The following is a 25678-nucleotide window of genomic DNA, read 5'->3' on the forward strand; positions in this document are numbered from 1 at the left end:
GTGTTGCCTTCTTCGCGGGCGCGCCCGCTCCCACAAGGTTCCTCGCTGTCAGTGGGTGACGGTTTCCAGTTCTTGTTCGGCAGTCTGTTGCTGAGCCACCGCCTTTCGCATCTGCTCACACCCCCACAACACCCGCTCCGGTGTCGCCGGCGCGTCAATGTTCGGCTGTACCCGGTAATCGGCAAGGCTCGCCACGGCATCCTTGATCGCACACCAGGCGGCGATGCCGAGCATGAACGGCGGCTCGCCCACGGCCTTGGAATGGAACACGGTGTCTTCCGGGTTCTTGCGGTTTTCCACCAGCTTCACCCGCAGGTCCAGCGGCATGTCGGCCACCGCCGGGATCTTGTAGCTGGCCGGGCCATTGGTCATCAGCTTGCCCTTGGCATTCCACACCAGTTCTTCGGTGGTCAGCCAGCCCATGCCCTGGATGAAGCCGCCTTCCACCTGGCCGATGTCGATGGCCGGGTTCAGCGAATCGCCCACGTCGTGCAGGATGTCGGCGCGCAGCATCTTGTATTCGCCGGTCAGGGTATCGACGATCACTTCCACGCAGGCGGCGCCGAAAGCGAAGTAGTAGAACGGCCGGCCGCGCGCCTGGCTGCGGTCGTAGAAGATCTTCGGCGTGCGGTAGAAACCGGTGCTGGACAGCGACACCTGGGCAAAGTAAGCCTGTTGCACAAGCTGCTCGAAGCTGACGATCTGGTCGCGTACACGCACATGGCCATTGCGGAACTCGACGTCTTCCTCGGTCACGTTGTAATGCCGCGCCGCGAACTCGGTCAGGCGCTTCTTGAGGATTTCGGCAGCGTTCTGCGCCGCCTTGCCGTTCAGGTCGGCGCCACTGGAGGCTGCGGTCGGCGAGGTGTTGGGCACCTTGTCGGTGTTGGTGGCGGTGATCTGGATGCGGCTGAAATCGACCTGGAAAATCTCGGCGACTACCTGCGCCACCTTGGTATTCAGGCCTTGGCCCATCTCGGTGCCACCGTGGTTCAGGTGAATGCTGCCGTCGGTATAAATGTGGATCAGCGCCCCGGCCTGGTTGAGGAAGGTTGCGGTGAACGAGATGCCGAACTTGACTGGCGTCAGTGCCAGACCTTTCTTCAACACTGGGCTGTTGGCGTTGAAGCGGCGGATCGACTCGCGGCGCTCGGCGTAGTCGCTGCTGGCTTCCAGGTCGGCGGTCATCTCATCGAGCATGTTGTGCTCGACGGTCTGGTAGTAGTGGGTGACGTTGCGCTCGGTTTTGCCGTAGTAGTTGGCCTTGCGCACCGCCAGCGGGTCGCGGCCCAGGTGACGGGCGATGTGGTCCATCACCTGTTCGATGGCAACCATGCCCTGCGGGCCGCCGAAGCCGCGGTAGGCGGTGTTGGAGGCAGTGTTGGTCTTGCAGCGGTGACCATGCACGGTGGCATCGCCCAGGTAGTAGGCGTTGTCGGAGTGGAACATGGCGCGGTCGACGATCGAACCGGACAGGTCGGGCGAGTAACCGCAGTTGCCGGCCAGGTCGAAGTTGATGCCGTGCAGGCGACCCGTGTCGTCAAAGCCCACGTCATATTCGACATAGAACGGGTGGCGCTTGCCGGTCATGGTCATGTCTTCGACACGCGGCAGGCGCATCTTGGTGGGCTGGCCGGTCAGGCGGGCCACTACCGCGCACAGGCACGCGGGGCTGGCAGCCTGGGTTTCCTTGCCGCCAAAACCGCCACCCATGCGGCGCATGTCCAGCACCACTTTGTTCATCGGCACGTCGAGCACTTCGGCCACCAGCTTCTGCACTTCGGTGGGGTTTTGCGTGGAGCAGTAGACGATCATGCCGCCATCTTCGGTGGGCATCACCGAGGAAATCTGCGTTTCCAGGTAGAAGTGTTCCTGGCCACCGATGTGCAGGGTGCCCTGAATGCGGTGCGGGGCGCTGGCCAGCGCGGCAGCGGAATCGCCGCGTTGGTGGGTGTGGCTGTCGAGCACGAAATGCTTCTTGCGCAGTGCATCGACCACGTCCAGCACCGGCTCCAGGTCTTCATATTCGACAATGGCGGCCATGGCTGCACGGCGCGCGGTTTCCAGGTCGCGGGCTGCGACGGCGAGCACTGGCTGGCCGAAGAACTCGACCTTGTCGATGGCCAGCAGCGGGTCGCCGGCCACCACCGGCCCGATGTCTTTCAGGCCGGGGATGTCTTCGTGGGTGATGGCGATGCGCACGCCTTCGAAGGCATAGCACGGCGTGGTGTCGATGCGCAGGATACGCGCATGGGCACGGTCAGCGGTGCGTGCATAGACGTGCAACTGGTTGGGGAACTCCAGGCGGTCGTCGATGTACAGCGCCTCGCCGGACACATGCTTGTCGGCGCTGTCGTGCTTGACGCTGCGGCCAACCCCGGTGGTCAGGTCCTGGCTGAACAGCTCGGCCATCTCGGTCTGGCTTTTGGCTACGTGATGGTTAGACATAAGCGGTCACCCGGGTTTCGATGTACGGCGTTTGCTGTTCGATGAAGTACTTGCGCAGCAGGTTCTGTGCGGTCAGCAGGCGGTATTCCTTGCTGGCGCGGAAGTCGCTGAGCGGGGTGAAGTCCTCGGCCAGGGCCTGGCAGGCGCGCTCGATGGCAGCCTGGTCCCACGGCTTGCCACGCAGCGCCGCTTCGCAGGCACGGGCGCGCTTGGGGATGGCCGCCATGCCGCCGAAGGCGATGCGCACACCGCTGACCACGCCGTCTTCGATGCTCAGGTTGAACGCCCCGCACACGGCGGAGATGTCATCGTCCAGGCGTTTGGACACCTTGTAGGCGCGGAACGCCCAGTCGCGGGTGGCACGCGGCACGATGATCTTCTCGATGAACTCGCTGTCCTGGCGGGCGGTAATGCGGTAATCGATGAAGTAGTCTTCCAGTGGCATTACCCGCTGACGCTCGCCTTGGCGCAGCACGACCTGCGCATCCAGGGCGATCAACAGGGGTGGCGAGTCGCCGATCGGCGAGGCGTTGCCGATGTTGCCTCCGAGGGTGCCCTGGTTGCGGATCTGCAGCGAGGCAAAACGGTGCAGCAAGGCACCGAAGTCCGGGTACTCCTCGTTCAGCGCGCCGTAGCAGTCGGTGAGCGGGGTGGCAGCGCCGATTTCCAGGTGGCTGGCGGTTTTCTCGATGCGCTTGAGCTCGGCCACGTGGCCGACGTAGATCATCACCGGCAGTGTCTTGTGGAACTGGGTCACTTCAAGCGCCAGGTCGGTACCGCCGGCCAGCAGGCGGGCTTCGGGGTGCGAGCTGTAAAGGTCGGCCAGATCGGCCACGGTCAGCGGCACCAGGCAGCGTTTGTCGCCACTGTTCAGTTCGCCGGTCTGGGTGGGTGCAATGGCCTTGAGGCGGCTGATGGTTTGCGCCTGCTGGGCATCGAACTGGTCGCGGCAGGGCTGGCGGCAGCTCTGCTCGGCAGCGTCGAGAATCGGCCGATAGCCGGTGCAGCGGCACAGGTTGCCGGCCAGGGCTTCCTGGGCCTGGTGCAGGTCGGGGCCGCTGCTGTTCTTTTGCAGGGCGAACAGCGACATCACGAAGCCGGGGGTGCAGAAGCCGCATTGCGAACCATGGCAATCGGCCATGGCTTGCTGCACGCTGTGCAGCTGGCCCTGATGCTTGAGGCCTTCAACGCTGATCAGTTGCTTGCCGTGCAGCGACGAGACAAACGTCAGGCACGAGTTGAGGCTGCGATAACGCAGGCTGTCGTTGCCCTGGTCGTCCTGGGTCAGTTCGCCGACCACCACGGTGCAGGCACCGCAGTCACCACTGGCGCAGCCCTCCTTGGTGCCGGGTTTGCCCAAGTGCTCGCGCAGGTACTGCAGCACCGTCATGTTCGGGTCCAGGGCGTGCTCGCTGCGCAACTCCTGGTTGACGAGAAACTGGATCACGGGGATGGCCTCGCAATGGTTTTATTGTTGTTGGGCGGACTCTAAGCAAGACCTGTCTAGCAGGTCAATATTTTTCTGACTCAAAGGTCAAGAAATTGCTCATGTCTACGTCCGGCCGAACACATTGCCTATGGAACAAGCATAGATCGCGCCGGGCGCGCGGCTGTCTGGCAGGTCAAATAAACCGCCTGGCCCCTCTGCGCGATTACCGCCCAAGTACGCTACAATCCGCCCCTTGTGCCCAGTTCAATGATTTTGAAGGAAAACCATGACGTTCAAGGCCCCGGACAGCCTCTCCGAGCAGATTGCCGATTACCTGGCCGAACGCATCATCCGCGGCGAGCTGGCGCCAGGCGAGCGTATCCAGGAGCAGAAGGTTACCCAGGCGCTCAATGTCAGCCGTGGCTCGGTGCGCGAAGCGCTGCTGATCCTCGAACGCCGCCACCTGGTGGCGATTTTGCCGCGCCGAGGGGCCCACGTAACCGAGCTGGACGAGCGCAGCGTGCGCAGCCTGTGTTCGTTGATGGGCGAGTTCTACATCCTGCTGGGCAACGCGGTTGCGCAAAAATGGCGCACCGAAGCCGACCTGCGCCCGTTTCTGGAGATCCAGCAGCGCCTGCAGCGTGCCCATGACCAGCTCGACATCAAGGCCTTCGTCGCCGACAGCTTTGCGGTCATGCGTGCGGCTTATCCGTTCGCCGACAACCCGTTCCTGCAGGAAACCGTGGAAAACCTCCAGCCCGCCATGAGCCGTGCCTACTACCTGTCGCTGGACCAGCGCCAGGCCAACATGATCGACTACCTCGACCTGTTCGCCCGCCTGCTCGAAGCCGTGGTCGCCCGCGACCTGCCGCGCATTCGCGAGGTGCTCACCGCCTACGGCCAGCGCAGCTGCGAACTGGTGCTGGCGGCGCTGGCCCGAGGCTGACCGATGCGCCTGAAGTGCATTCGCCTGGCCGGGTTCAAGTCGTTCGTCGACCCGACCACGGTCAACTTCCCCAGCAACATGGCGGCGGTGGTCGGCCCCAACGGCTGCGGCAAGTCCAACATCATCGACGCAGTGCGCTGGGTGATGGGCGAGAGTTCGGCGAAGAACCTGCGCGGCGAGTCGATGACCGACGTCATCTTCAACGGCTCCAGTGGCCGCAAACCGGTCAGCCAGGCCAGCATCGAGCTGGTGTTCGACAACAGCGAAACCACCCTGGTCGGCGAGTACGCCGCCTACGCCGAGATTTCGATCCGCCGCAAGGTCACCCGCGACGGGCAGAACAGCTATTACCTCAACGGCACCAAGTGCCGCCGGCGCGACATTACCGATATCTTTCTGGGTACCGGCCTGGGGCCGCGCAGCTACTCGATCATCGAGCAGGGCATGATCTCCAAGCTGATCGAGGCCAAGCCCGAGGAACTGCGCAACTTCATTGAGGAAGCTGCCGGCATTTCCAAGTACAAGGAACGCCGCCGCGAAACCGAAAACCGCATCCGCCGCACCCAGGAAAACCTGGCCCGGCTGACCGACCTGCGCGAAGAGCTGGAACGCCAGCTGGAGCGCCTGCACCGCCAGGCCCAGGCAGCTGAGAAGTACCGTGAGTACAAGGCCCAGGAACGGCAGATGAAGGCACGCCTGTCGGCCTTGCGCTGGCGTGATCTGGATGAGCGGGTGCGCCAGCGCGAGTCGGTGATTGGCGACCAGGACGTGTCCCATGAGGCGCTGGTGGCCGAGCAGCGCAACGCCGATGCCAGCATCGAGCGCTTGCGCGACGGCCATCACGAACTGTCCGAGCGCTTCAATCAGGTGCAGGGCCGCTTCTATTCGGTGGCCGGTGATATTGCCCGGGTCGAGCAGAGCATCCAGCATGGCCAGCAGCGCCTGCGCCAGTTGCAGGACGACTTCAAGGAGGCCGAGCGCACGCGCCTGGAAACCGAGTCGCACCTGGGCCACGACCGCACCTTGCTGGCCACCCTTGGCGAAGAGCTGGCCATGCTCGAACCCGAGCAGGAGTTGACCTTGGCCGCTGCCGAAGAAGCCGCCGCCACGCTGGAAGAAGCCGAGTTGGGCATGCACGGCTGGCAGGAGCAGTGGGACAGCTTCAACAGCCGCTCCGCCGAGCCGCGCCGCCAGGCCGAGGTGCAACAGGCGCGTCTGCAGCAGCTGGAAGCCAGCCTGGAACGTCTGGCCGAACGCCAGCGCAAGCTGGGCGAGGAGCGTGAGCAACTGGGTAGCGACCCGCAGGATGCCGCCATGCTCGAACTGGCTGAGCAGTTGGCCAGCAGCGAAATGCTGCTGGAAGAACTGCAACTGTCCGAAGAGCAGGTGGTCGAGCGACTGGAAGGTGTGCGCGAGCAGCTGCAACAGGCCACCCAGGCGCAGCAACAGGCGCAAGGTGACCTGCAGCGCCTGGGCGGCCGTTTGGCTTCGCTGGAGGCTTTGCAGCAGGCCGCGCTGGAGCCGGGTGCAGGTGCTGCTGACTGGCTGCAAGGCCAAGGCCTGGAGCAGCAGCCGCGCCTTGCAGAAGGCCTGCGAGTGGAGCCGGGTTGGGAGCTGGCTGTGGAGACGGTGCTTGGCGCCGATCTGCAAGCCGTACTGGTGGACGACTTCGGCAAGCTCGATTTTGCCGGCCTGGAGCAAGGCGAGTTGCGCTTGCTTCTGGCCAGCGCTGACAACGCATCCTTGCCCGGCAGCCTGCTGGAAAAAGTTGAAGGCCCTATCGACCTGGCGCCTTGGCTTGGCCAGGTCAAACCGGTAGAAAACCTGGCCGAGGCGCTTGCCCGGCGCGCATCCCTTGCTGAAGGGCAAAGCCTGGTCAGTCGTGATGGTTATTGGGTTGGCCGGCATTTCCTGCGGGTTCGTCGTGGTGGTGAGGCCGAAGGCGGGGTTTTGGCACGCGGCCAGGAAATCGAACGGTTAGGTCAGGAGCAGCTGGAGCAGGCGGCGGCGCTGGAGCAACTGGAACAGCAGCTGCAAACCCTGCGCGAGCAGCAGCTGGACCTGGAAGAGCAGCGCGAACAACTGCGCCGCCGCAGCCAGGAAGAAAACCGCCTGCATGGCGAACTGAATGCCAGCCTGTCTGCCAGCCGTGCTCGTGCCGAACAGGTCGAGCTGCGGCGTCGGCGGCTGCAGGAGGAGTTGGCTGAGCTGGAAGAGCAGCGTGCCCTGGAACATGAGCAACTGGGCGAATCACGCCTGCTGCTGCAAGAAGCCTTGGAGCTGATGGCCCAGGACACCGAGCAGCGCGAGCAGTTGATGGCGCGCCGCGACACGCTGCGTGAAAGCCTCGATCGGGTGCGCCAGGAAGCCCGTCAGCACAAGGACCACGCCCACCAGCTGGCCGTGCGCCTGGGCTCGCTGCGTGCCCAGCACGACTCCACACGTCAGGCTCTGGAACGCCTGGAACAGCAGGCCGCGCGCCTGACCGAGCGCCAGGAGCAACTGAGCCTGAACCTGGAGGAGGGCGAGGCCCCGCAGGAAGAGCTGCGCCTGAAGCTGGAAGAGCTGCTGGAGCGGCGCATGAGCGTCGACGAGGAAATGCGCAAGGCCCGCCTGCACATGGACGAAGCCGACCGCGAACTGCGCGATGCCGAAAAACGCCGCACCCAGGCCGAGCAACAAGCGCTGGTGTTGCGTGGCCAACTGGAACAGTTGCGCCTTGAATGCCAAGGTTTGGATGTGCGGCGCAAAACCTTGCAGGAGCAGCTGCTGGCCGATGGCTATGACCTGCAAGGCGTGCTTGCCACCCTTGAGGCCGAGGCCAGCGAGCAGGGTACCGAGCAGGAGCTGGAACAGCTGGAAGCGCGCATCCAGCGCTTGGGTGCGATCAACCTGGCGGCCATCGAAGAATACGAGCAGCAGTCCGAGCGCAAGCGCTACCTGGACGCGCAAGACGCCGACCTGGTCGAAGCCCTGGAGACCCTGGAAAACGTCATCCGCAAGATCGACAAGGAAACCCGCAACCGCTTCAAGGATACCTTTGATCAGATAAATGCCGGATTACAGGCACTTTTCCCAAAAGTTTTCGGGGGCGGCAGCGCTTATCTGGAACTGACGGGCGAAGATCTACTCGATACAGGGGTGACGATCATGGCACGGCCACCGGGCAAGAAGAACAGCACCATCCATCTGCTGTCCGGCGGCGAGAAGGCACTGACCGCTTTGGCGCTGGTGTTTGCCATTTTCAAGTTGAACCCCGCACCGTTCTGCATGCTCGACGAAGTCGACGCGCCGCTGGACGATGCCAACGTCGGGCGCTACGCCCGTCTGGTCAAGGAAATGAGTGAAAGCGTGCAGTTCATCTACATCACCCATAACAAGATTGCCATGGAGATGGCGGATCAATTGATGGGGGTGACCATGCATGAACCCGGTTGTTCACGTCTTGTTGCAGTTGATGTGGAGGCGGCCATGGCCATGGTCGATGCGTGATACGCGACGATGGGGGCACATTCTGTAGCGAAATGCCCCCGCCATGTGCGACAGACGGTGTAAAGTTGTCTTTGGTCGTGCTAGCTTAATGTCACTCGTTTTTTGCGTGGGTAAAACGCCTGTCAGAACATAGAGTTGGCGCCACGTGTTAAAGGGCTTTGAACCCTTTGTTTTCAAGCATATTTTTATAGAGGCACGGGATTACATGGAAATCGGTCTGCGCGAGTGGCTGATCGTCATCGGCATCATTGTCATTGCCGGGATTCTTTTCGACGGCTGGCGCCGCATGCGCGGCGGAAAAGGCAAGTTGAAATTCCGTCTGGATCGCAGTTACTCCAACCTGCCGGACGAAGAGGGCGGCAGTGCCGAAGTGCTCGGCCCGTCGCGGGTGCTGGATACCCACAAGGAGCCTGAGCTGGACGAAAGCGACCTGCCGTCGCTCAGCGCTTCTGCGCGGGATCGCGAGCGCGAGCCCAAGCCGGTCAAGGCCGGCAAGCGCGGCAAGCGTGCGGCCGCCGACGTACAGCAGGGCGACCTGAACCTCAGCGCCGAGCCGCGTGAGCCGGATCTGTTCGCCGAAAGCGACGACGACTTTGCCGCCGACAACACCCGCAATAGCGGTGCCGCGCCTGCCAGCAGCAGCGTGAAGGACCTGCCGCCGGCCGAGGAAGTGCTGGTTATCAGCGTGATCTCCCGCGACGAGGGCGGCTTCAAGGGCCCGGCACTGCTGCAGAACATTCTGGAAAGCGGCCTGCGCTTCGGCGAAATGGACATCTTCCACCGCCACGAGAGCATGGCCGGCCACGGTGAAGTGCTGTTCTCCATGGCCAACGCGGTCAAGCCTGGCGTGTTCGACCTGGACGACATCGACCACTTCAGCACCCGTGCCGTCAGCTTCTTCCTCGGCCTGCCGGGCCCGCGTCATCCGAAGCAAGCCTTCGACGTGATGGTGGCTGCTGCACGCAAGCTGGCCCATGAACTGAACGGTGAACTCAAGGACGACCAGCGCAGCGTGCTGACCGCCCAGACGATTGAGCACTACCGTCAGCGTATCGTCGAGTTCGAGCGCCGCGCGCTGACCCAGAAGCGCTGATGTGCCCAAGTGGGCAGACCTCTGTCCACCCTGTTTCAAGCGCAAGAGCAGCCAAGGGCTGCTCTTTTGCTATGCAAGAGAACCTGAAAATGACCGCCGAAACCCGTATCCACGAACTTCGTGCCGAGCTCGACCAGCACAACTACCGCTACTACGTGCTCGATGAGCCCAGCGTGCCGGATGCCGAATACGACCGCCTGTTCAATGAGCTCAAGGCGCTTGAGGCTGAACACCCGCACCTGGTAACCCCCGACTCGCCCACCCAGCGCGTCGGCGGCGCTGCCTTGGCCGCCTTTAGCCAGGTGCGCCATGAAGTCCCTATGCTCAGCCTGGGTAACGCCTTCGAAGAAACCGACCTGCGTGAGTTCGGCCGCCGCGTTGTAGAAGGCCTCGATCAGCCCGGCGCGGTCGACTTCAGCTGTGAACCCAAGCTCGACGGCCTGGCCGTGAGCCTGCTGTACCGCGATGGCCAGCTGGTGCAGGGCGCTACCCGTGGCGATGGCACCACCGGCGAAGACATCAGCGCCAACGTGCGCACAGTGCGCAACATCCCGCTCAAGCTGCAGGGTGAGGGCTGGCCGTCGGTGCTGGAGGTGCGCGGCGAGGTGTACATGAGCAAGGCCGGTTTCGACCGGCTCAATGCAGCCCAGGCCGAAGCCGGTGGCAAGACGTTCGCCAACCCGCGCAACGCCGCCGCCGGTAGCCTGCGCCAGCTGGATTCGAAAATCACCGCCAGCCGCCCGCTGGAGTTCTGCTGCTATGGCGTTGGTCAGGTGTCTGAAAGCATCGGCGACAGCCATATCGGCATCCTTGAGCAGCTCAAAGCCTGGGGGATGCCGATCAGTCGCGAGCTCAAGCATGCGGCAGGCATCGAAGAATGCCTGGCCTACTACCGCGACATCGGCGAGCGACGTAACAGCCTGCCGTATGAAATCGATGGTGTCGTGTTCAAGGTCAACAGCCTGGCCGCCCAGCGCGAGTTGGGCTTCCGTGCGCGTGAGCCACGCTGGGCGATTGCCCACAAGTTCCCGGCCATGGAAGAGCTGACCGAGGTGCTGGACGTCGAGTTCCAGGTTGGCCGCACGGGGGCGGTAACGCCTGTAGCGCGCCTGAAGCCGGTCAAGGTTGCGGGTGTGACCGTGTCCAACGCCACCTTGCACAACATGGACGAAATTGCCCGCCTGGGCCTGCGCATCGGTGACACGGTAATCATCCGCCGTGCCGGTGACGTGATCCCGCAGGTGATGCAGGTGGTGCTGGAACGTCGCCCGGAAGATGCCCGCCCGGTCGAAGTGCCGAGCGCGTGCCCGGTGTGTGGCTCGCAGGTCGAGCGTACTCAACTGGTCAAACGCAGCAAGGGCAAGGAAACCACCAGCGAAGGCGCGGTGTATCGCTGCGTTGGCCGCCTGGCCTGTGGCGCCCAGCTCAAGCAGGCGATCATCCACTATGTGTCGCGCCGTGCCATGGACATCGATGGGCTTGGCGAGAAGAGCGTCGAGCAACTGGTGGACGAAGGCCTGATCGGCTCGCCGGCAGACCTGTACAAGCTGGAATTCGACCAGATCGTTGGCCTGGAAGGTTTCGCCGAAGTGTCCAGCAAGAAGCTGCTGGATGCCATCGCGGCCAGCAAGCGCCCGGCCTTGGCGCGCTTCATCTACGCCTTGGGCATTCCGGATGTAGGCGAAGAGACTGCCAAGGTGCTGGCCCGCTCGCTGGGCAGCCTGGCGCGCGTGCAGCAGGCATTGCCGCAGGTGCTCACCTACCTGCCGGACATCGGCCTGGAGGTTGCCTACGAGATCCACAACTTCTTTGAAGACGAGCACAACCAGAAGGTGATTGAGCAGCTTCTGGCCAGCGGCATGCAACTTCAGGACGAAGGCGAACTGGCTGCCGAATTCGCCGCCAGTACCACCCTGGCGGGCATGATTGCCAAGCTCGACATCGCCTCGGTCGGCCCCACCGGTGCCGAAAAGCTGGTGGCCAAGCTCGACACCCTGGACAAGATCATCGCCGCCGACGGCATCGACCTGCGCCAGGCCCTTGCGGCCAAGCAGGCGGATGCCGTGCGTGAGTTCTTCAAGGATGAAGCGAACCAGAAGCTGGCGCGGGACATCGAAGCGCAGTTGCTGGCGTTCGGCATGCACTGGACCAGCGAGAAGAAAGTGGCTGAAGGTTTGCCGCTGGCAGGCCAGACCTGGGTGCTCACCGGGACCCTGCAGCGCATGAGCCGCGACATCGCCAAGGACAAGCTGGAAAGCCTGGGGGCCAAGGTGGCGGGTTCGGTGTCTGGCAAGACCCACTGCGTGGTGGCCGGGCCAGGGGCGGGGTCCAAGCTGGCCAAGGCTGCCGAGCTGGGTGTGAAGGTGTTGGACGAAGATGCCTTTGTCACCTTCCTGGCCGGGCAGGGGATCACGGTTTAAAGACCGGCGCGCGTTTCTTGTGGGGGCGGGTTTATCCGTGAAGAGGCCGGGCCCGCCACCCACTCCCGTCAAGTCATTGAGAAATGATGACTTTTTCTCCCGCTAGAGGTTGTATCTGCCCCCAAGACCGGTACAATGGCGCCACTCGCTGCTCAGCGAGGCATGTAGTGGTGGCCCCATCGGTCCCCCCGCATTGATTACCCGTTAACCTGGTCAGGCCCGGAAGGGAGCAGCCATAGCGGGAACATCGAGTGCCGGGGTGTGGCTGGTGGGGCCGCCTCCATTTCAGGCCCTTGAATTCTCAAAGCCTCCTCGCCTGTCGCGTTTTCCTTCACCTCCAGCCAGTGCTGCCTGGCGTTCAGTTACTTATTTGACGATCTCAACTCAAGCGAATGCTTGCCTTTGCTTTTGCCTTGCCGTGATAGAAAGCAAGACCTGTCAGCAAGGACTGCGTCCATGAAATCGTCCAACGCCCTGCCTCGGTTGCAGCGGTTCACTGTTTTCTGCATTGCCTGCTTTCTGCTGTCCATAAGCTACGGCACCACATTCCTGTTGCTGGTGCGGGTGGAGGCGTTAGGAGGCGGTGAGCGTGATGCAGGGCAGGTGTTCGCGGTCGCGATGGTGAGCACGTTGCTGTCCGTCGTGGGGTCGGGGCATTTGTTGCAGCGCCTCGGTGCTGCTCGCGCGATTGCTGTCGGGGCACTCTGCCTGGTCGTTGCGTCGCTCGGCTTCGCGTTGGCCTCCAGCGTGGGGGTCGCGTTGCTGGCGTGTGGCCTGATGCTCGGGATCGGTTGGGGGCTGTTCTACACAGTAGGCCCCATCATGGTTGCCCAGATGGTCGAGCCATCACGGCGCACACATAGTTTTGCGCTGCTGTCCGGCAGCATGCTGACTGGCATCGGGACCGGGCCATTATTGGGCAAGCTCGCTGCTTTCGTTGCCCTGCCTTCCACGCTCGCTTTTTGGGTGGCCGCATGCGCTGCCGCGTTGGCCGGTGTTTATTTCGCCTGGCTCGGTTCGACGCATGCAGGCCAGCGCCCTACGGAAAGGGTTCAAGTAGGTATGGCTTCCTCGCTTGAAGTGTTGAGCTCGCGCTCAGGTCTCTCAATCCTGATGGTAGGGCTGGGTGGGGCTATTTTCGGCACCATGGGCAGTTTTCAGACCAGCTATGCCGCCCGCCTCGGACTCGACTACTCCATTTTCTTCATCGGGTTCATGGGCGCTGCAATTGTTTGCAGGCTGCTACTGGCCGGCTGGGTTGTGAAGCAGCCACCGTTGGCGAGCTCTTGGGTGTTAACCGTGATCATGGCAACGGCCGTGCTGGGGTTTCATCAATGGGTGCACAGCGCAGAAAGCTACCTGGCCACGGCCATGCTCCTGGGGGTCGGTTACGGCTTGAATTACTCGGTGATAAACGGGCTGGCCGCCAACGAGGCACCAGCCGGGCTTACGGCGCAGGCGCTGCTGCTGTTCAGCTTGTCGTATTTCATTGGTGTATTCGGCTTTCCTTTTGTCGTCAGCCGTTTGATCTCGCAGCTAGGGATTGATGCAATGCTGCTAAGCGTTGAGGGTGTTGCCGTGCTGGTCGTTTGCCTGAGTACGGGGCGGTGGCTGGCTTCGCGTTTTTTCAAGCCTTCCCTGGTCTAGGTGCCAAAGCCGGTTTTTCACCCAGCACGCCAGCTGCCGATAGCTTCATCAAGCGCTGAAATTTCGGGCAGCACAGGTGATCCTCTTCAGGGCACTGCGCCGCATGCCGTAATCCCTTGCTCATCGCCTGCAATCGCTTGATCCGCGCATCCAGCTCGTCCGCCTTGGAGATAAGCATCTGCCGGTCGACTTGCAGGTCCACCAGCATCCCCCCCACTTCATCCAGCGAAAAGCCCGCAGCCTGCCCCAGGGCGATCAGCGCCAACCGGTCTGCCACATCGGCTGCAAACTGCCGCCGCTGGCCGCGTCCGGCGAGTGACTTGAGCAAACCTTTCTTCTCGTAGTAACGCAGTGTCGAGGCGGGTACGCCTGTGCGTTTGGCGACGTCGGCAATGTCCATTTAAGGCCCTTGACTTGAAGTTGACTTCAACTTCTATGCTGCGCGTCATGGTGATGACCGTCAATCTTCGAGGGCTTGTTCTATGACGATTACTGCGATGTTTTCTGCTGCCTTGCCGATTGGTATTGGTGCCACGGTGGTCATGGACCTGTGGGGGCTGCTGCTGCGGCGCTTGGGTGTTGCCACGCTGAATTTCGCCATGGTCGGGCGTTGGGCGGGGCATTTGCTGGGCGGGCGTTTACGGCATCAGGCAATTGCCAAGGCGGAGCCGGTGCGGCATGAGCTTGCGTTGGGGTGGGGGATTCACTATGCGATTGGCGTGCTGTTCGCGATGCTGTTGGTTGTGATTGCGGGGGAGGGCTGGTTACAGGCGCCCACCTTGTGGCTTGCGGTGGTTGTTGGTGTGTGCACGGTCGTGGCGCCGTTGTGCTTCATGCAGCCGGCGTTGGGGGCGGGGTTCTTTGCGTCGAGGACACCGACGCCTGCGCGTAACTGCCTGAAGAGCTTGGCTACGCATTTTGTATTTGGCGTGGGGTTGTACTTGAGTGCGGGTTTGCTGGCTTTGGTGTGAGGGCGTTCAATTCGGTCAGAGCCAGCGTGCAATGAATATCCCCGCAATCAGCATTCCCGCTGTAGAAACTGCGCCGAGGCAGAATAGGAGCACATCCGTCCAGGGTGAATATGCACTGAGCTTTCGCAATTCCTCGTCGAGTGTTTCGGCGTGGCTCTGCATATTCTCTGAGGGAACTTGGGTGGTACGGCGCATTTGCGATTCCTTGTGGGTCGAAGAGTCGGGGCATGATGCCTGCAACAACCTTGGTAATCGCATGCATGATGCGTTTTTAGATGGATCTGACATCAGTCTGAGAAAACTCTTACGGGCCAGATAAGTGCAGCGAATTATCCTACGACCTCCGTCGAGTCCCGTCTGATTGTTGGATGCTGTCAGCTTGGCGTTTGAACGCAAAGGCCAGTGATGTTGGGCTTGTAGTAGAGATTTCGGGTGTGCCGCACAACTCTGTGGGAACGGGCGTGCCCGCGAAGAACTTTACTCGGTGGATGGCACCGGCTATGCCGGTGTTCGCGGGCATGCCCGCTCCCACAGAGTTTGCGCAGGCCTTCAAAAATTGAGCCGGGCAGTTAGTTGCGCTGTCTGTGTGCCGACATTTTGCTGGGCATTTCAGGGGCGGGCCACAGACATATTGCCCGGGTCGTTTGCTCCCCCATACCGCTGCACAATCCGCTCGATCTCCCCCGATTGCTTCAGTCGCACCAGCGCCCGCAGCACTCCCTGGGTCGGTATCGCCGGGTCATTGCGCACCATGCACCCCAGGTCCTGTTCCTCCAGCACTGCCAAGCCCTGCAGTTGCTGTTCCGCCGGCAAGCCTTGGTTGAACCACTGCAACGACAGCTGGTTACTGACCGCATGCCGATAGCGCCCAGCCTGTAACTTCTGCAGCACCAGCAACTGGCTGCGGCTGTCTTCACGGCGCAACTGGCCCTGATCCAGCAGCGGTTGCAGGGTCGAGTAGGTGTAGCCCAGCACTGTGCCAATGGCCTGGGGCGGCAGTTGTTCCGGGGGCATGGGGCTGCTGTCGCCCACGCGGCCTACCAGCAGGTCACGCTGGTGTATCAGCGGGATACTCCAGACAAAATCCCCGGGGCGGTCATTGAACCACTGGGTGCTGACATAGCAGCGTACATCGATATCGCCGTTGTTCATGGCCTCCTGCAGGCGAAGGCGGGCCATGACGTGATACTGGGGGCGTACGCCCACTTCCCTGGCCAGCGCTTGTATCAGGTCATACACCAGGCCTTCCACCGGCTGGTCGCCTTCGATGCGGACCAGCGGCATGCTCCAGCTCTCTGCAACGGAGAAGCGCAGCACGGGCTGTTCAGCCAGGCTGTGCATGGGCCAGAGCAGTAGCAGGGCCAGCAAACTTCGCAAAGGCGTATCCTCCCTGAACAACGCGCCTGCCTCAAAGCTTAGACGACTCGCGCAGGGTGCAATTTTGCCCCCGCTCCGCTAGCATTAGCGCTCTTCCGCTCTATCAGGCTACGATGGTTTTTCGATGAGTTATCAGGTTCTTGCACGTAAATGGCGTCCGCGCTCGTTCCGCGAAATGGTCGGCCAGGCCCATGTGCTCAAGGCCTTGATCAATGCCTTGGACAACCAGCGCCTGCACCACGCCTACCTGTTCACCGGTACCCGCGGTGTGGGCAAGACGACCATCGCCCGTATCATCGCCAAGTGCCTTAACTGCGAAACCGGCATCACCTCCACGCCGTGCGGCACCTGTTCGGTGTGCCGGGAGATCGACGAAGGCCGTTTCGTCGACCTGATCGAAATCGACGCCGCCAGCCGTACCAAGGTCGAAGACACCCGCGAACTGCTCGACAACGTGCAGTACGCCCCGAGCCGTGGGCGCTTCAAGGTCTACCTGATCGACGAAGTGCACATGCTCTCGACGCACTCCTTCAACGCCTTGCTCAAGACGCTGGAAGAGCCGCCGCCCTACGTCAAGTTCATTCTCGCCACCACCGACCCGCAGAAACTGCCGGCCACCATCCTGTCGCGCTGCCTGCAGTTCTCGCTGAAGAACATGAGCCCGGAGCGTGTGGTGGAGCACCTCAGCCACGTACTGGCTGCTGAAAACGTGCCGTTCGAACCGGATGCCCTGTGGCTGCTGGGCCGCGCGGCCGATGGTTCGATGCGTGACGCCATGAGCCTGACCGACCAGGCCATCGCCTTTGGCGAAGGCAAAGTGCTGGCCGCTGATGTGCGGGCGATGCTTGGCAGCCTGGATCATGGTCAGGTCTATGGCGTGCTGCAGGCCTTGCTGGAAGGCGATGCCCGGGCCTTGCTGGAGGCCGTGCGCAACCTCGCCGAACAGGGCCCGGACTGGGCCGGCGTGCTGGCTGAAATGCTCAATGTGCTGCACCGCGTGGCCATTGCCCAGGCGCTGCCCGAGGCCGTGGACAACGGCCAGGGCGATCGCGAGCGGGTGCTGGCGCTGGCTCAGGCGCTGCCGGCCGAGGATGTGCAGTTCTACTACCAGATGGGCCTGATCGGCCGCCGAGACCTGCCGTTGGCCCCGGACCCGCGCGGCGGCTTCGAAATGGTGCTGCTGCGCATGCTGGCGTTCCGCCCGGCCGATACCGATGACGCGCCGAAACCGGTGCTAAAGCCAGCGGGGATCAGCCAGGCCACAGCTGATTCTGCAAAACCAGTGGCAGCGCCGGTGGTTGCCGTGGCGCCGCCAACGGTTGTGGTAGAACCTGCTGCGCCACCCGTTCAGGCCCCCGCGCCAGTCGAGCCGCCGCCTCAGCCGGCGGCCGAACCTGCTGCGGCCGTTGAGCCTGAGCCTGTTCCTGCGGTTGAGCCCGAACCCGAGCCAGCGGTAGAGGTGATCGACCTGCCATGGGAAGAGCCCGCAGCACCGCCGGCAGCGGTGGTGGCGCAACCTGAGCCTGAGCCAGTGCCCGCACCTGCGCCCGCAGTTCCAGTCCAGCAGGCCGCCCCGGCCCATGATGATGAACCGCCTTTCGACCCGTCCGCCTACTCCGCCGTAGGCATGGATCGGGACGATGAGCCACCCCTGGACGAAGACTATTACGGCGGTGAAAGCGACCCGGTCGGTTTCAGTTATCTGGACGAACTGGCCGAGCACATCCAGGAGGAAGCGCCCAAGCCGGTAGCCCAGCCGCTGCCAGCGGCCAAGCCGGCCACCGGCCTGGCCCTGCAATGGCTCGAATTATTCCCGCAGTTGCCTGTGTCCGGGATGACAGGCAACATCGCGGCAAACTGTACGCTGATTGCCGCCGATGGCGACGACTGGCTGTTGCACCTGGACCCTGGCCAAGGTGCGTTGTTCAACACTACCCAGCAGCGACGCCTGAACGAAGCGCTCAACCAGCACCTGGGGCGCACGCTGAACCTGCGCATCGAGCTGATTCTGCCCGAGCAGGAAACCCCGGCCCAGGCCGCCGCGCGCAAGCGCGCCGAACGCCAGCAGGACGCGGTCACCTCGATCGAGCAGGATCCGTTGATCCAGCAGATGATCAAGTTGTTCGGTGCCAAGGTGCGGCAGGATACTATTGAGCCTGTAGAGGCCCTGGCCAATCAGGGCCAGTAACGGATAACCATGCGGCCGGCCCTGCGCCGGGCCGCATCACATGACCCAATCGAGGTATACCCCCATGATGAAAGGTGGCATGGCCGGCCTGATGAAGCAGGCCCAGCAGATGCAGGAAAAGATGCAGAAGATGCAGGAAGAGCTGGCCAACGCTGAAGTCACCGGCCAGTCCGGTGGTGGCCTGGTGAGCGTGGTGATGACCGGTCGTCACGACGTCAAGCGTGTCAGCATCGACCAGAGCCTGATGTCGACTGACGAGGACGACAAAGAAGTGCTGGAAGACCTGATCGCCGCCGCGCTGAACGATGCGGTGCGCAAGGTTGAGCAGAGCAGCCAGGAAAAGATGGGCGGCATGACGGCTGGCATGCAGCTGCCGCCGGGCTTCAAGATGCCGTTCTAAGGGCATTGCGATACCGAAAACCGCCGCTGAATCCAGCGGCGGTTTTTTTTGCAAAGATTTCAGCCAGGGCGCGGTCTACTGATTTGACGCCACTGCCCCCGCTGGGTATAAACCGCCTCTTATTGAATTGTCAGGCCTTTCTCATGAGCTTCAGCCCCCTCATCCGCCAACTGATCGACGGCCTGCGTATTCTGCCCGGTGTCGGCCAGAAAACCGCCCAGCGCATGGCCCTGCAACTGCTCGAGCGCGACCGCAGTGGCGGGCTGCGCCTGGCCCAAGCGTTGACCCAGGCCATGGAAGGTGTAGGCCATTGCCGTCAGTGCCGTACCCTGACCGAGCAGGAGCTGTGCCCGCAATGCGCCGACACGCGCCGTGATGACACCCAGCTGTGCGTGGTCGAGGGGCCGACGGATGTGTATGCAGTGGAGCAGACGGGCTATCGGGGCCGTTACTTCGTGCTCAAGGGCCACCTGTCGCCGCTGGACGGCCTGGGGCCGGAGGCGATTGGCATTCCGCAACTGATGGCGCGTATCGAGGAGCAGGGCACCTTTACCGAGGTGATCCTGGCGACCAACCCGACGGTGGAAGGGGAGGCGACAGCGCATTACATTGCGCAGTTGCTGGCTGAGAAGGGGTTGGTGGCTTCGCGGATTGCCCATGGCGTGCCGCTGGGTGGCGAGCTGGAGATGGTAGATGGTGGTACCTTGGCCCATGCTTTTGCGGGACGTCGGCCGATTTCGTTCTGATTTAATATTGCCGGGGCTGCAAAGCAGCCCCAAGAACCGACTCAGTATTCGCTGAGAGAAAACTCGGTCAGGCAGAAGGTAGGCACACCTGCCGCCTGCAACCGACGCGACCCGTCCAGCTCTGGCAGGTCAATGATCGCCGCCGCCTCGAACACCTGCGCCCCGGTACGACGTATCAGGTTGGCCGCCGCCAGCAGCGTACCGCCCGTGGCAATCAGGTCATCGAAGATCAACACCGAATCACCTTCGCACAGGCTGTCGGCGTGCACTTCCAGGAAGGCCTCGCCGTACTCGGTCTGGTAGCCCTCGCTCAGCACGTCAGCCGGCAGTTTGCCTTGCTTGCGGAACAGGATCAGCGGCTTGTTCAACTGGTGGGCGATGATCGAACCAATCAGAAAGCCCCGCGCATCCATGGCACCAATGTGGCTGAACTCGGCCTCGACATAGCGCTCGATGAACTGGTCGGCCACATAGCGCAGCCCGCGCGGCGACTGGAACAGCGGGGTAATGTCGCGGAAGATCACGCCTGGCTTGGGGAAGTCCACTACCGGGCGGATGAGGGCTTTGAGGTCGAAGGTGTCGCTGTGCATTGTTGCGGGTATCCTGGGAAAACGAATGCCCAAGTATACCCGCTAAACGCTGGCCTCAGGCCTCGATTGCACCACCGGCCAGCGCACACAGCTGGATCGGGTCGAGAATGTGCACTTCCTTGCCTTCGGCGCGGATCAGGCCATTCTGCTGGAACCGGGTGAACACCCGCGAAACGGTTTCCACCGCCAGGCCCAGATAATTACCGATTTCGTTGCGCGACATGCTCAGGCGGAACTGGTTGGCCGAATAGCCGCGGGCGCGGAAGCGTGCCGACAGGTTGACCAGGAAGGTGGCAATGCGCTCGTCGGCGGTCTTTTTCGACAGCAGCAGCATCATTTGCTGGTCGTCGCGGATTTCCCGGCTCATCACCCGCATCAGCTGGCGGCGTAGCTGCGGCAGCTGTACCGACAGCTCGTCGAGGCGCTCGAAGGGAATCTCGCACACGGAAGTGGTTTCCTGAGCCTGCGCCGATACCGGGTAGGCCTCGGTGTCCATGCCCGACAGCCCGACCAGCTCGCTGGGCAGGTGGAAGCCGGTAATCTGCTCTTCGCCGCTGTCGCTGAGGCTGAAGGTTTTCAGGGCGCCGGAACGTACCGCGTAGACCGAGCCGAAATTGTCACCCTGGCGGAACAGGAACTCGCCTTTTTTCAGCGGGCGGCCGCGTTTGACGATTTCATCCAGTGCATCCATGTCTTCCAGGTTCAGCGAAAGAGGCAGGCACAGGGGGGCCAGGCTGCAGTCCTTGCAGTGGGCCTGGTTGTGTGGGCGCAGTTTGACTGGCTCGGACATTTGAATCGATCCTTGTGGGAAAGCACACATAAGTCGTAAGGGTAACCTACGACACAGGGTGTAGGCCAGTGTGCGCGTTTTTGGTGCGCACTGGCGAAACCCCGGCAGGTGCCCTGCCGGGAGTCCTTGTGTGCCCATAGTGTGCCCGGCAAGGAAACTTGTCCATGCGGTTGAACGCCTCGGTTTTCAGATCACCCGCGAGAAGCGCTGGCGGTTTTGCATGGCCAGGTAGGCGTCGAACACCATGCATACCGAACGTGCCAGCAAGCGGCCCGCCGGCAAGATGCGGATGCCTTTGTCGTCCAGGCTGATCAGGCCGTCGCGCTGCAAGGTCAGCAACTCGGGCCAGAGGTCGTTGAAGTAGCCGCGAAAATCGAGTGTGAAGGCCTGTTCGATCGGCTCGAAGTCTAGCTCGAAATGGCAGATCAGCTGCTGGATCACGGCCCGGCGGATACGGTCGTCGTGGTTGCACAGCAGGCCGCGCTGGGTGGCCAGCTGGGCGTTGGACAGGCTGTCCTGGTAGGTGTTGAGGTCGCTGCTGTTCTGGCAGTACAGGTCGCCGATCTGGCTGATGGCCGACACGCCCAGGCCAATCAGGTCGCAGTGCCCGTGGGTGGTGTAGCCCTGGAAGTTGCGCTGCAGGGTGCCTTCTTCCTGGGCAATGGCCAGCTCGTCGTCGGGCAGGGCGAAGTGGTCCATGCCGATGTAGCGGTAACCGGCGGCGGTCAGTTGGTCGATGGTGGCGTGCAGCATCTCCAGCTTGGCCGCCGCGCTGGGCAGGTCGTTGTTGTCGATACGCCGCTGCGGCATGAAGCGCTCGGGCAGGTGGGCGTAGTTGAACACCGACAGCCGGTCGGGTTGCAGGCGGATCACCTCTTCGACGGTGCGGGCAAAGCCTTCCGGGGTTTGCTTGGGCAGGCCGTAGATCAGGTCGAGGTTGATCGAGCGGAACTGCAACGTGCGTGCGGCTTCGATCAAGGTACGGGTTTGCTCAAGGCTTTGCAGGCGGTTGACCGCACGCTGCACGGCCGGGTCAAGGTCCTGCACGCCCAGGCTGACGCGGTTGAAACCCAGCTCGCGCAGCAGGCCCATGGTCGACCAGTCGGCTTCGCGGGGGTCGATTTCGATGCCGTAGTCGCCAGAATCGTCGTCCAGCAGGTGGAAGTGCTGGCGCAGGGTGGCCATCAGCTGGCGCAGTTCCACATGGCTGAGAAAGGTCGGCGTGCCGCCGCCGAAATGCAGCTGTTCAACACGTTGTTTAGGGGCCAGGTGGCAGGCGATCAGCTGGATTTCCTGCTCCAGGCGCTGCAAATAGGGTGCAGCGCGGGCGCGGTCCTTGGTGATGACCTTGTTGCAGGCGCAGTAGTAGCAGATGTTCGCGCAGAACGGCACATGCACGTACAGCGACAGCGGGCGCACGGCTCGACGGCTCTCGCGCAGGGCATGGAGCAGGTCGAACGAGCCCACCTCGCTGTGCAGTTGCACGGCGGTCGGGTAAGAGGTGTAGCGTGGCCCGGCCAGATCGTAGCGGCGGATCAGGTCGGTATCCCAACGTAGGTCGTCGAGCATGAGGGCGGTCCCCGGAAAGAGCAGCAGTGCACCGGAGTCTATGGCCGTCTGTAGGAAACTGTGTTGATTTGTATCAAGGGCATTGGGGCGTCAAAGCGGCCGCCTATCAATGCCCCATCAACCAATGCTGGTGCGGCCCGGGCAGAGTCCACACCCCAAACAGCATCACCAACACTCCGCCAGCCACCCGCACACTGCGCCGTCTCAACAAGGCGTTTACCCGCTCCGCCGCCAGCCCCGTGGCCAGCAAGACGGGCCAGGTGCCCAGCCCGAATGCCAGCATCAACGCCGCGCTGTAGCCGGCGTTGCCCTGGCTGGCCGCCCACAGCAGAGTGCTGTACACCAGGCCGCATGGCAGCCAGCCCCACAACGCCCCCAACAACAGTGCGCGGGGCATACTGGACACTGGCATCAGGCGCGAGGCGAACGGCTGGATATACCGCCACAGCCCTCGGCCCAGCGCTTCGATACGGGTCAGTCCGCTCCACCAGCCGGCCAGGTACAGGCCCATGCTAATCAGCAGCAGCGCAGCCACCACGCGTAAGGCCATGGCTGCCGGGCTGCTGGCGACTGCCCAGCCAGCCAGGCCCAACAGCAGGCCGGCGCAGGCATAACTGAGGATGCGTCCCAGGTTGTAGGCCACCAGCAGGCGCAGGCGCCGGCCGCGTTGTTCGGGGGGGATGGCCAGGGTCAGCGCGCCCATCAGGCCGCCGCACATGCCTAGGCAGTGACCGCCACCGAGCAGGCCGAGGACCAGTGCCGAGCCGAGCAGGGGAAGCAGGTCAGGCACGGGGTGGTGCTTCCTTGTCGTCTGACGCTGCGGGCTCTTCGGGTTTGACGGCCGCCTGGTGGCGCGGGTCCTGGTCGTCGAAGAGGATGCTATGGGCGGGGCCTTCAAGGTCGTCGTACTGGCCGCTGTCCACCGCCCAGAAGAAGATGTACACGGCCACGCCGACCAGCAGCAAGGCGGCGGGGATCATGACATAGAGGGCGGGCATGGCGACTTCCTCCCGGGCAGGGATGTTTCGGTTTTCGGGAAGGCCGCTGCCGGGGGCATGCGGGTCAGGCGCAGGGCATTGAGCACCACGATCAGCGAGCTGACCGACATGCCGATGGCGGCCCACACCGGGGTAATCCAACCGAGCGCGGCAAACGGCAACATCAGGCCATTATACAGCGATGCCCACAGCAGGTTTTCGAGGATGTTGCGGCGGGTGCGGCGGGCCAGGTCGAAGGCCTGCACCAGTGCCTGAAGGCGGTTGGACAGCAGCACGGCATCTGCGCTGGTCTTGGCAAGATCCGTGGCGCTGCCCATGGCGATGCTGATATCGGCGGCGGCCAGCACTGGCACGTCGTTGACCCCGTCACCCAGCATCAGCACCTTGTTTCCGGCGGCCTGCAACGCTTTCAGCCGGTCCAGCTTGTCGTCCGGGCGCAGGCCGCCAATGGCCTGGTCGATACCCAACTGCGCGGCCACTTCGGCGACCATGGGCGAGCTGTCGCCCGACAGCAGCAGCGTACGCCAGCCACGGGCCTTGCAGGCGGCGAGCAGGGCAGGGGCATCGTCGCGCAGGCGGTCGTCCAGGCCGAACCAGGCCAGCGGCCCCTGGCGGTCACCCAGCAGCAACCACTGGCCGCGCGGTTCCGGCACGCCGGGGATCTCCGCGCCGCTCAGGGCACAGACGAAGGTGGCCTGGCCAATGCGCAGGCGCTGGCCGTCCACCAAGCCTTCCAGGCCCAGGCCGGGTACGGTCTGCACATCATCCGCGGGCGTGGCGGTGCGGCCAAAGGCGCGGGCGATGGGGTGTTCGGAGCGGTTTTCCAGCGCGGCTGCCAAGGCCAGGCAGCGGTCGGCGGGCAGGCTGCCGAGTGGGCGGATGCTGCGCAGGGTAAGGCGGCCTTCGGTCAGTGTGCCGGTTTTGTCGAAAATCACCGTGTCGATCTGGTTCAGGCCTTCCAGCACATGGCCACGGGTGACCAGCAGGCCGAGCTTGTGCAGGGTGCCGGTGGCTGCGGTTAGCGCCGTTGGCGTGGCCAGGGACAGCGCGCAGGGGCAGGTGGCTACCAGCATCGCCAGCACGATCCAGAACGCCCGCGCAGGGTCCAGATACCACCACCACAGGCCGATGGCCACTGCGGCCAGCAGCGAGAACAGCAGGAACCACTGCGAGGCCCGGTCGGCGATTTCCGCCAGGCGTGGTTTTTCGGTTTGCGCGCGTTCCAGCAGGCGCACGATGGCCGACAGCCGCGAATCGTGGCCCAGTGCTTCAACCTCCACGTTCAGCGTGCTTTCGACGTTCAGCGTGCCGCCGGTGACCCGCTCGCCCACCCGGCGCGGTTGTGGCAGGTATTCGCCGGTCAGCAGCGACTCATCCACACTGGAGCGGCCTTCGACAATCCGCCCGTCGGCGGGGATCACGGCGCCCGGCAGGACTTGCACCGTGTCACCACACTGCAGTTCGCTGAGCAGGATGCGTTCGCTGCGGCCGATGGCGTCCAGGCGCAGGCACGAGGCCGGCAGCAGGTTGACCAGTTGCGCGGTGGCGGCGGCAGTGCGTTCCCGGGCGCGGCGCTCCAGGTAGCGGCCCGTGAGCAGGAACAGGGCGAACATGCCAACGGTGTCGAAATACAGCTCGCCACTGCCGGTGATGGCGGTCCAGATGCCGGCGCCGAAGGCCAGGCCAATGGCCAGCGACACCGAAACGTCCATGGTCAGGTGGCGGGTGCGCAGGTCGCGTGCTGCGCCTTTGAAGAACGGCGCGCAGCTGTAGAACACGATGGGGATGGTGAGGAACAACGCCACCCAGCGCAGGATGGTGTGCAGCTCAGGCGACAGGTCGATGTTGAATTCCGGCCAGGTGGCCATGGTTGCCATCATCGCCTGGAACCACAGCAGCCCGGCCACGCCCAGGCGGCGCAGGGCGCTGCGGTTTTCGCGGGCCAGCTGTTCGGCGGCCTGGTCGGGTTGGTAGGGGTGGGCGGCGTAGCCGATCTGGCGCAGCTCGGCCAGCAGGCGCGAGAGCGGCTGTTGCTTGTCGTCCCAGTTCAGCAGCAGGCGGTGGTTGGACAGGTTCAGGCGGGCTTCGGCGACGCCGGGCAGGTTGCGCAGGTGCTTTTCGATCAGCCAGCCGCAGGCGGCGCAGCTGATGCCTTCGACCAGCAGGGTGGTTTCGGCCAGCTCGCCCTGGTGACGCACGAAGCTTTGCTGCACGTCGCTACGGTCGTACAGGGCCAGCTCGTCTTGCAGCTGTTTGGGCAAGGCTTCGGGGTTGGCGCTGTTGTCGCTGCGGTGCTGATAGTAGTGCTCCAGGCCACCGGCGACGATCGACTCGGCCACCGCCTGGCAACCGGGGCAGCAGAACTGCCGAGGCTGGCCAAGGACCACGGCGGTGAAGCGGCTGCCGGCGGGGACGGGCAGGGCGCAGTGGTAGCAGGGGGTGGGTTGGGTCATAAAAGCAAGCACGACTGGTCAGGCATATATGAAACCCTGTGGGAGCGGGCGTGCCCGCGAAAGCGTCAGGCCTGAAAACACCGTTGCCTGGGCTATTGCATTCGCGGGCATGCCCGCTCCC

The 25678-nt window shown here is 63.4% G+C and carries 20 protein-coding genes and 1 other RNA gene; 10 read left to right on the forward strand and 11 right to left on the reverse strand.

The window, feature by feature from the left end; genetic code table 11:
• Positions 1–48 precede the first annotated feature (48 nt).
• Both xdhB and xdhA read right to left on the reverse strand, forming a co-directional pair.
• Positions 49–2448 (reverse strand): xanthine dehydrogenase molybdopterin binding subunit, encoded by a 2400-nt coding sequence (gene xdhB, locus N436_RS06295; protein ID WP_110740634.1) that lies wholly within the window; start codon positions 2446–2448, stop codon positions 49–51.
• Entirely contained in the window at positions 2441–3895 is a 1455-nt protein-coding gene (gene xdhA / locus N436_RS06300; RefSeq protein ID WP_019099545.1) for a xanthine dehydrogenase small subunit, read from the reverse strand. Before xdhA ends, xdhB begins: the two co-directional genes overlap by 8 nt.
• 268 nt (positions 3896–4163) lie before the next feature.
• On the opposite strand from xdhA, the gene N436_RS06305 reads away from it, so the two are divergent.
• From N436_RS06305 to N436_RS06330, 6 genes are all read left to right on the forward strand, one after another.
• On the forward strand, positions 4164–4823 hold the full coding sequence (locus N436_RS06305) for a GntR family transcriptional regulator (RefSeq protein WP_105946150.1): 660 nt from the start codon (positions 4164–4166) through the stop codon (positions 4821–4823).
• A gap of 3 nt (positions 4824–4826) precedes the next feature.
• Complete coding sequence (smc, locus tag N436_RS06310; RefSeq protein ID WP_105946151.1) at positions 4827–8315, forward strand: chromosome segregation protein SMC; 3489 nt, start codon at positions 4827–4829, stop codon at positions 8313–8315.
• Between the two features lie 205 nt (positions 8316–8520).
• A complete protein-coding gene (zipA, locus tag N436_RS06315) occupies positions 8521–9408 on the forward strand; it encodes a cell division protein ZipA (protein WP_105946152.1) in 888 nt (295 codons plus the stop codon).
• An 89-nt stretch (positions 9409–9497) separates the two neighbouring features.
• The gene (gene ligA / locus N436_RS06320; protein ID WP_105946182.1) at positions 9498–11828 is read left to right on the forward strand and encodes an NAD-dependent DNA ligase LigA; all 2331 of its coding nucleotides are present in this window, start codon (positions 9498–9500) and stop codon (positions 11826–11828) included.
• A gap of 177 nt (positions 11829–12005) precedes the next feature.
• An RNA gene (gene ffs / locus N436_RS06325) (signal recognition particle sRNA small type) lies at positions 12006–12102 on the forward strand.
• Between the two features lie 182 nt (positions 12103–12284).
• The gene (locus tag N436_RS06330) at positions 12285–13475 is read left to right on the forward strand and encodes an MFS transporter (RefSeq protein ID WP_110740635.1); all 1191 of its coding nucleotides are present in this window, start codon (positions 12285–12287) and stop codon (positions 13473–13475) included.
• Here the strand turns inward: N436_RS06330 and N436_RS06335 are convergent.
• Positions 13456–13875, reverse strand: coding sequence for a helix-turn-helix domain-containing protein (locus N436_RS06335; RefSeq protein ID WP_110740636.1), 420 nt, complete (start codon positions 13873–13875; stop codon positions 13456–13458). The genes N436_RS06330 and N436_RS06335 overlap by 20 nt on opposite strands.
• 82 nt (positions 13876–13957) lie before the next feature.
• Here N436_RS06335 and N436_RS06340 point away from each other — a divergent pair, with 82 nt between their 5' ends.
• On the forward strand, positions 13958–14446 hold the full coding sequence (locus tag N436_RS06340) for a DUF2938 domain-containing protein (RefSeq protein WP_110740637.1): 489 nt from the start codon (positions 13958–13960) through the stop codon (positions 14444–14446).
• Positions 14447–14461: 15 nt separating this feature from the next.
• Here N436_RS06340 and N436_RS06345 read toward each other — a convergent pair whose 3' ends face one another.
• Both N436_RS06345 and N436_RS06355 read right to left on the reverse strand, forming a co-directional pair.
• Positions 14462–14641: a hypothetical protein gene (locus N436_RS06345; RefSeq protein ID WP_105946156.1), complete on the reverse strand. Its 180-nt coding sequence runs from the start codon at positions 14639–14641 to the stop codon at positions 14462–14464.
• A gap of 414 nt (positions 14642–15055) precedes the next feature.
• On the reverse strand, positions 15056–15823 hold the full coding sequence (locus tag N436_RS06355; protein ID WP_110740638.1) for an ABC transporter substrate-binding protein: 768 nt from the start codon (positions 15821–15823) through the stop codon (positions 15056–15058).
• Between the two features lie 124 nt (positions 15824–15947).
• On the opposite strand from N436_RS06355, the gene dnaX reads away from it, so the two are divergent.
• From dnaX to recR, 3 genes are all read left to right on the forward strand, one after another.
• Positions 15948–18011 (forward strand): DNA polymerase III subunit gamma/tau, encoded by a 2064-nt coding sequence (gene dnaX, locus N436_RS06360; protein ID WP_110740639.1) that lies wholly within the window; start codon positions 15948–15950, stop codon positions 18009–18011.
• A gap of 64 nt (positions 18012–18075) precedes the next feature.
• Complete coding sequence (locus N436_RS06365; RefSeq protein WP_003254305.1) at positions 18076–18411, forward strand: YbaB/EbfC family nucleoid-associated protein; 336 nt, start codon at positions 18076–18078, stop codon at positions 18409–18411.
• A gap of 143 nt (positions 18412–18554) precedes the next feature.
• Complete coding sequence (gene recR, locus N436_RS06370) at positions 18555–19157, forward strand: recombination mediator RecR (RefSeq protein ID WP_110740640.1); 603 nt, start codon at positions 18555–18557, stop codon at positions 19155–19157.
• Positions 19158–19198: 41 nt separating this feature from the next.
• Here recR and N436_RS06375 read toward each other — a convergent pair whose 3' ends face one another.
• The 6 genes from N436_RS06375 to N436_RS06400 form a co-directional block, all read right to left on the reverse strand.
• A complete protein-coding gene (locus N436_RS06375) occupies positions 19199–19747 on the reverse strand; it encodes an adenine phosphoribosyltransferase (protein ID WP_110740641.1) in 549 nt (182 codons plus the stop codon).
• Positions 19748–19802: 55 nt separating this feature from the next.
• Positions 19803–20537 (reverse strand): Crp/Fnr family transcriptional regulator FnrA, encoded by a 735-nt coding sequence (fnrA, locus tag N436_RS06380; protein WP_016711709.1) that lies wholly within the window; start codon positions 20535–20537, stop codon positions 19803–19805.
• A gap of 186 nt (positions 20538–20723) precedes the next feature.
• Positions 20724–22106: an oxygen-independent coproporphyrinogen III oxidase gene (gene hemN, locus N436_RS06385; protein WP_110740642.1), complete on the reverse strand. Its 1383-nt coding sequence runs from the start codon at positions 22104–22106 to the stop codon at positions 20724–20726.
• A 106-nt stretch (positions 22107–22212) separates the two neighbouring features.
• Positions 22213–22896, reverse strand: a complete 684-nt coding sequence (locus N436_RS06390) for a sulfite exporter TauE/SafE family protein (RefSeq protein WP_105946161.1) — start codon at positions 22894–22896, stop codon at positions 22213–22215.
• A complete protein-coding gene (gene ccoS / locus N436_RS06395; protein WP_105946162.1) occupies positions 22889–23104 on the reverse strand; it encodes a cbb3-type cytochrome oxidase assembly protein CcoS in 216 nt (71 codons plus the stop codon). Before ccoS ends, N436_RS06390 begins: the two co-directional genes overlap by 8 nt.
• Positions 23083–25557 (reverse strand): heavy metal translocating P-type ATPase, encoded by a 2475-nt coding sequence (locus N436_RS06400; protein WP_110740643.1) that lies wholly within the window; start codon positions 25555–25557, stop codon positions 23083–23085. The genes ccoS and N436_RS06400 overlap by 22 nt, the downstream gene beginning before the upstream one ends.
• Positions 25558–25678 lie beyond the last annotated feature (121 nt).

The sequence above is a fragment of the Pseudomonas sp. RV120224-01b genome (assembly GCF_003208145.1).
Lineage (GTDB): Bacteria > Pseudomonadota > Gammaproteobacteria > Pseudomonadales > Pseudomonadaceae > Aquipseudomonas > Aquipseudomonas monteilii.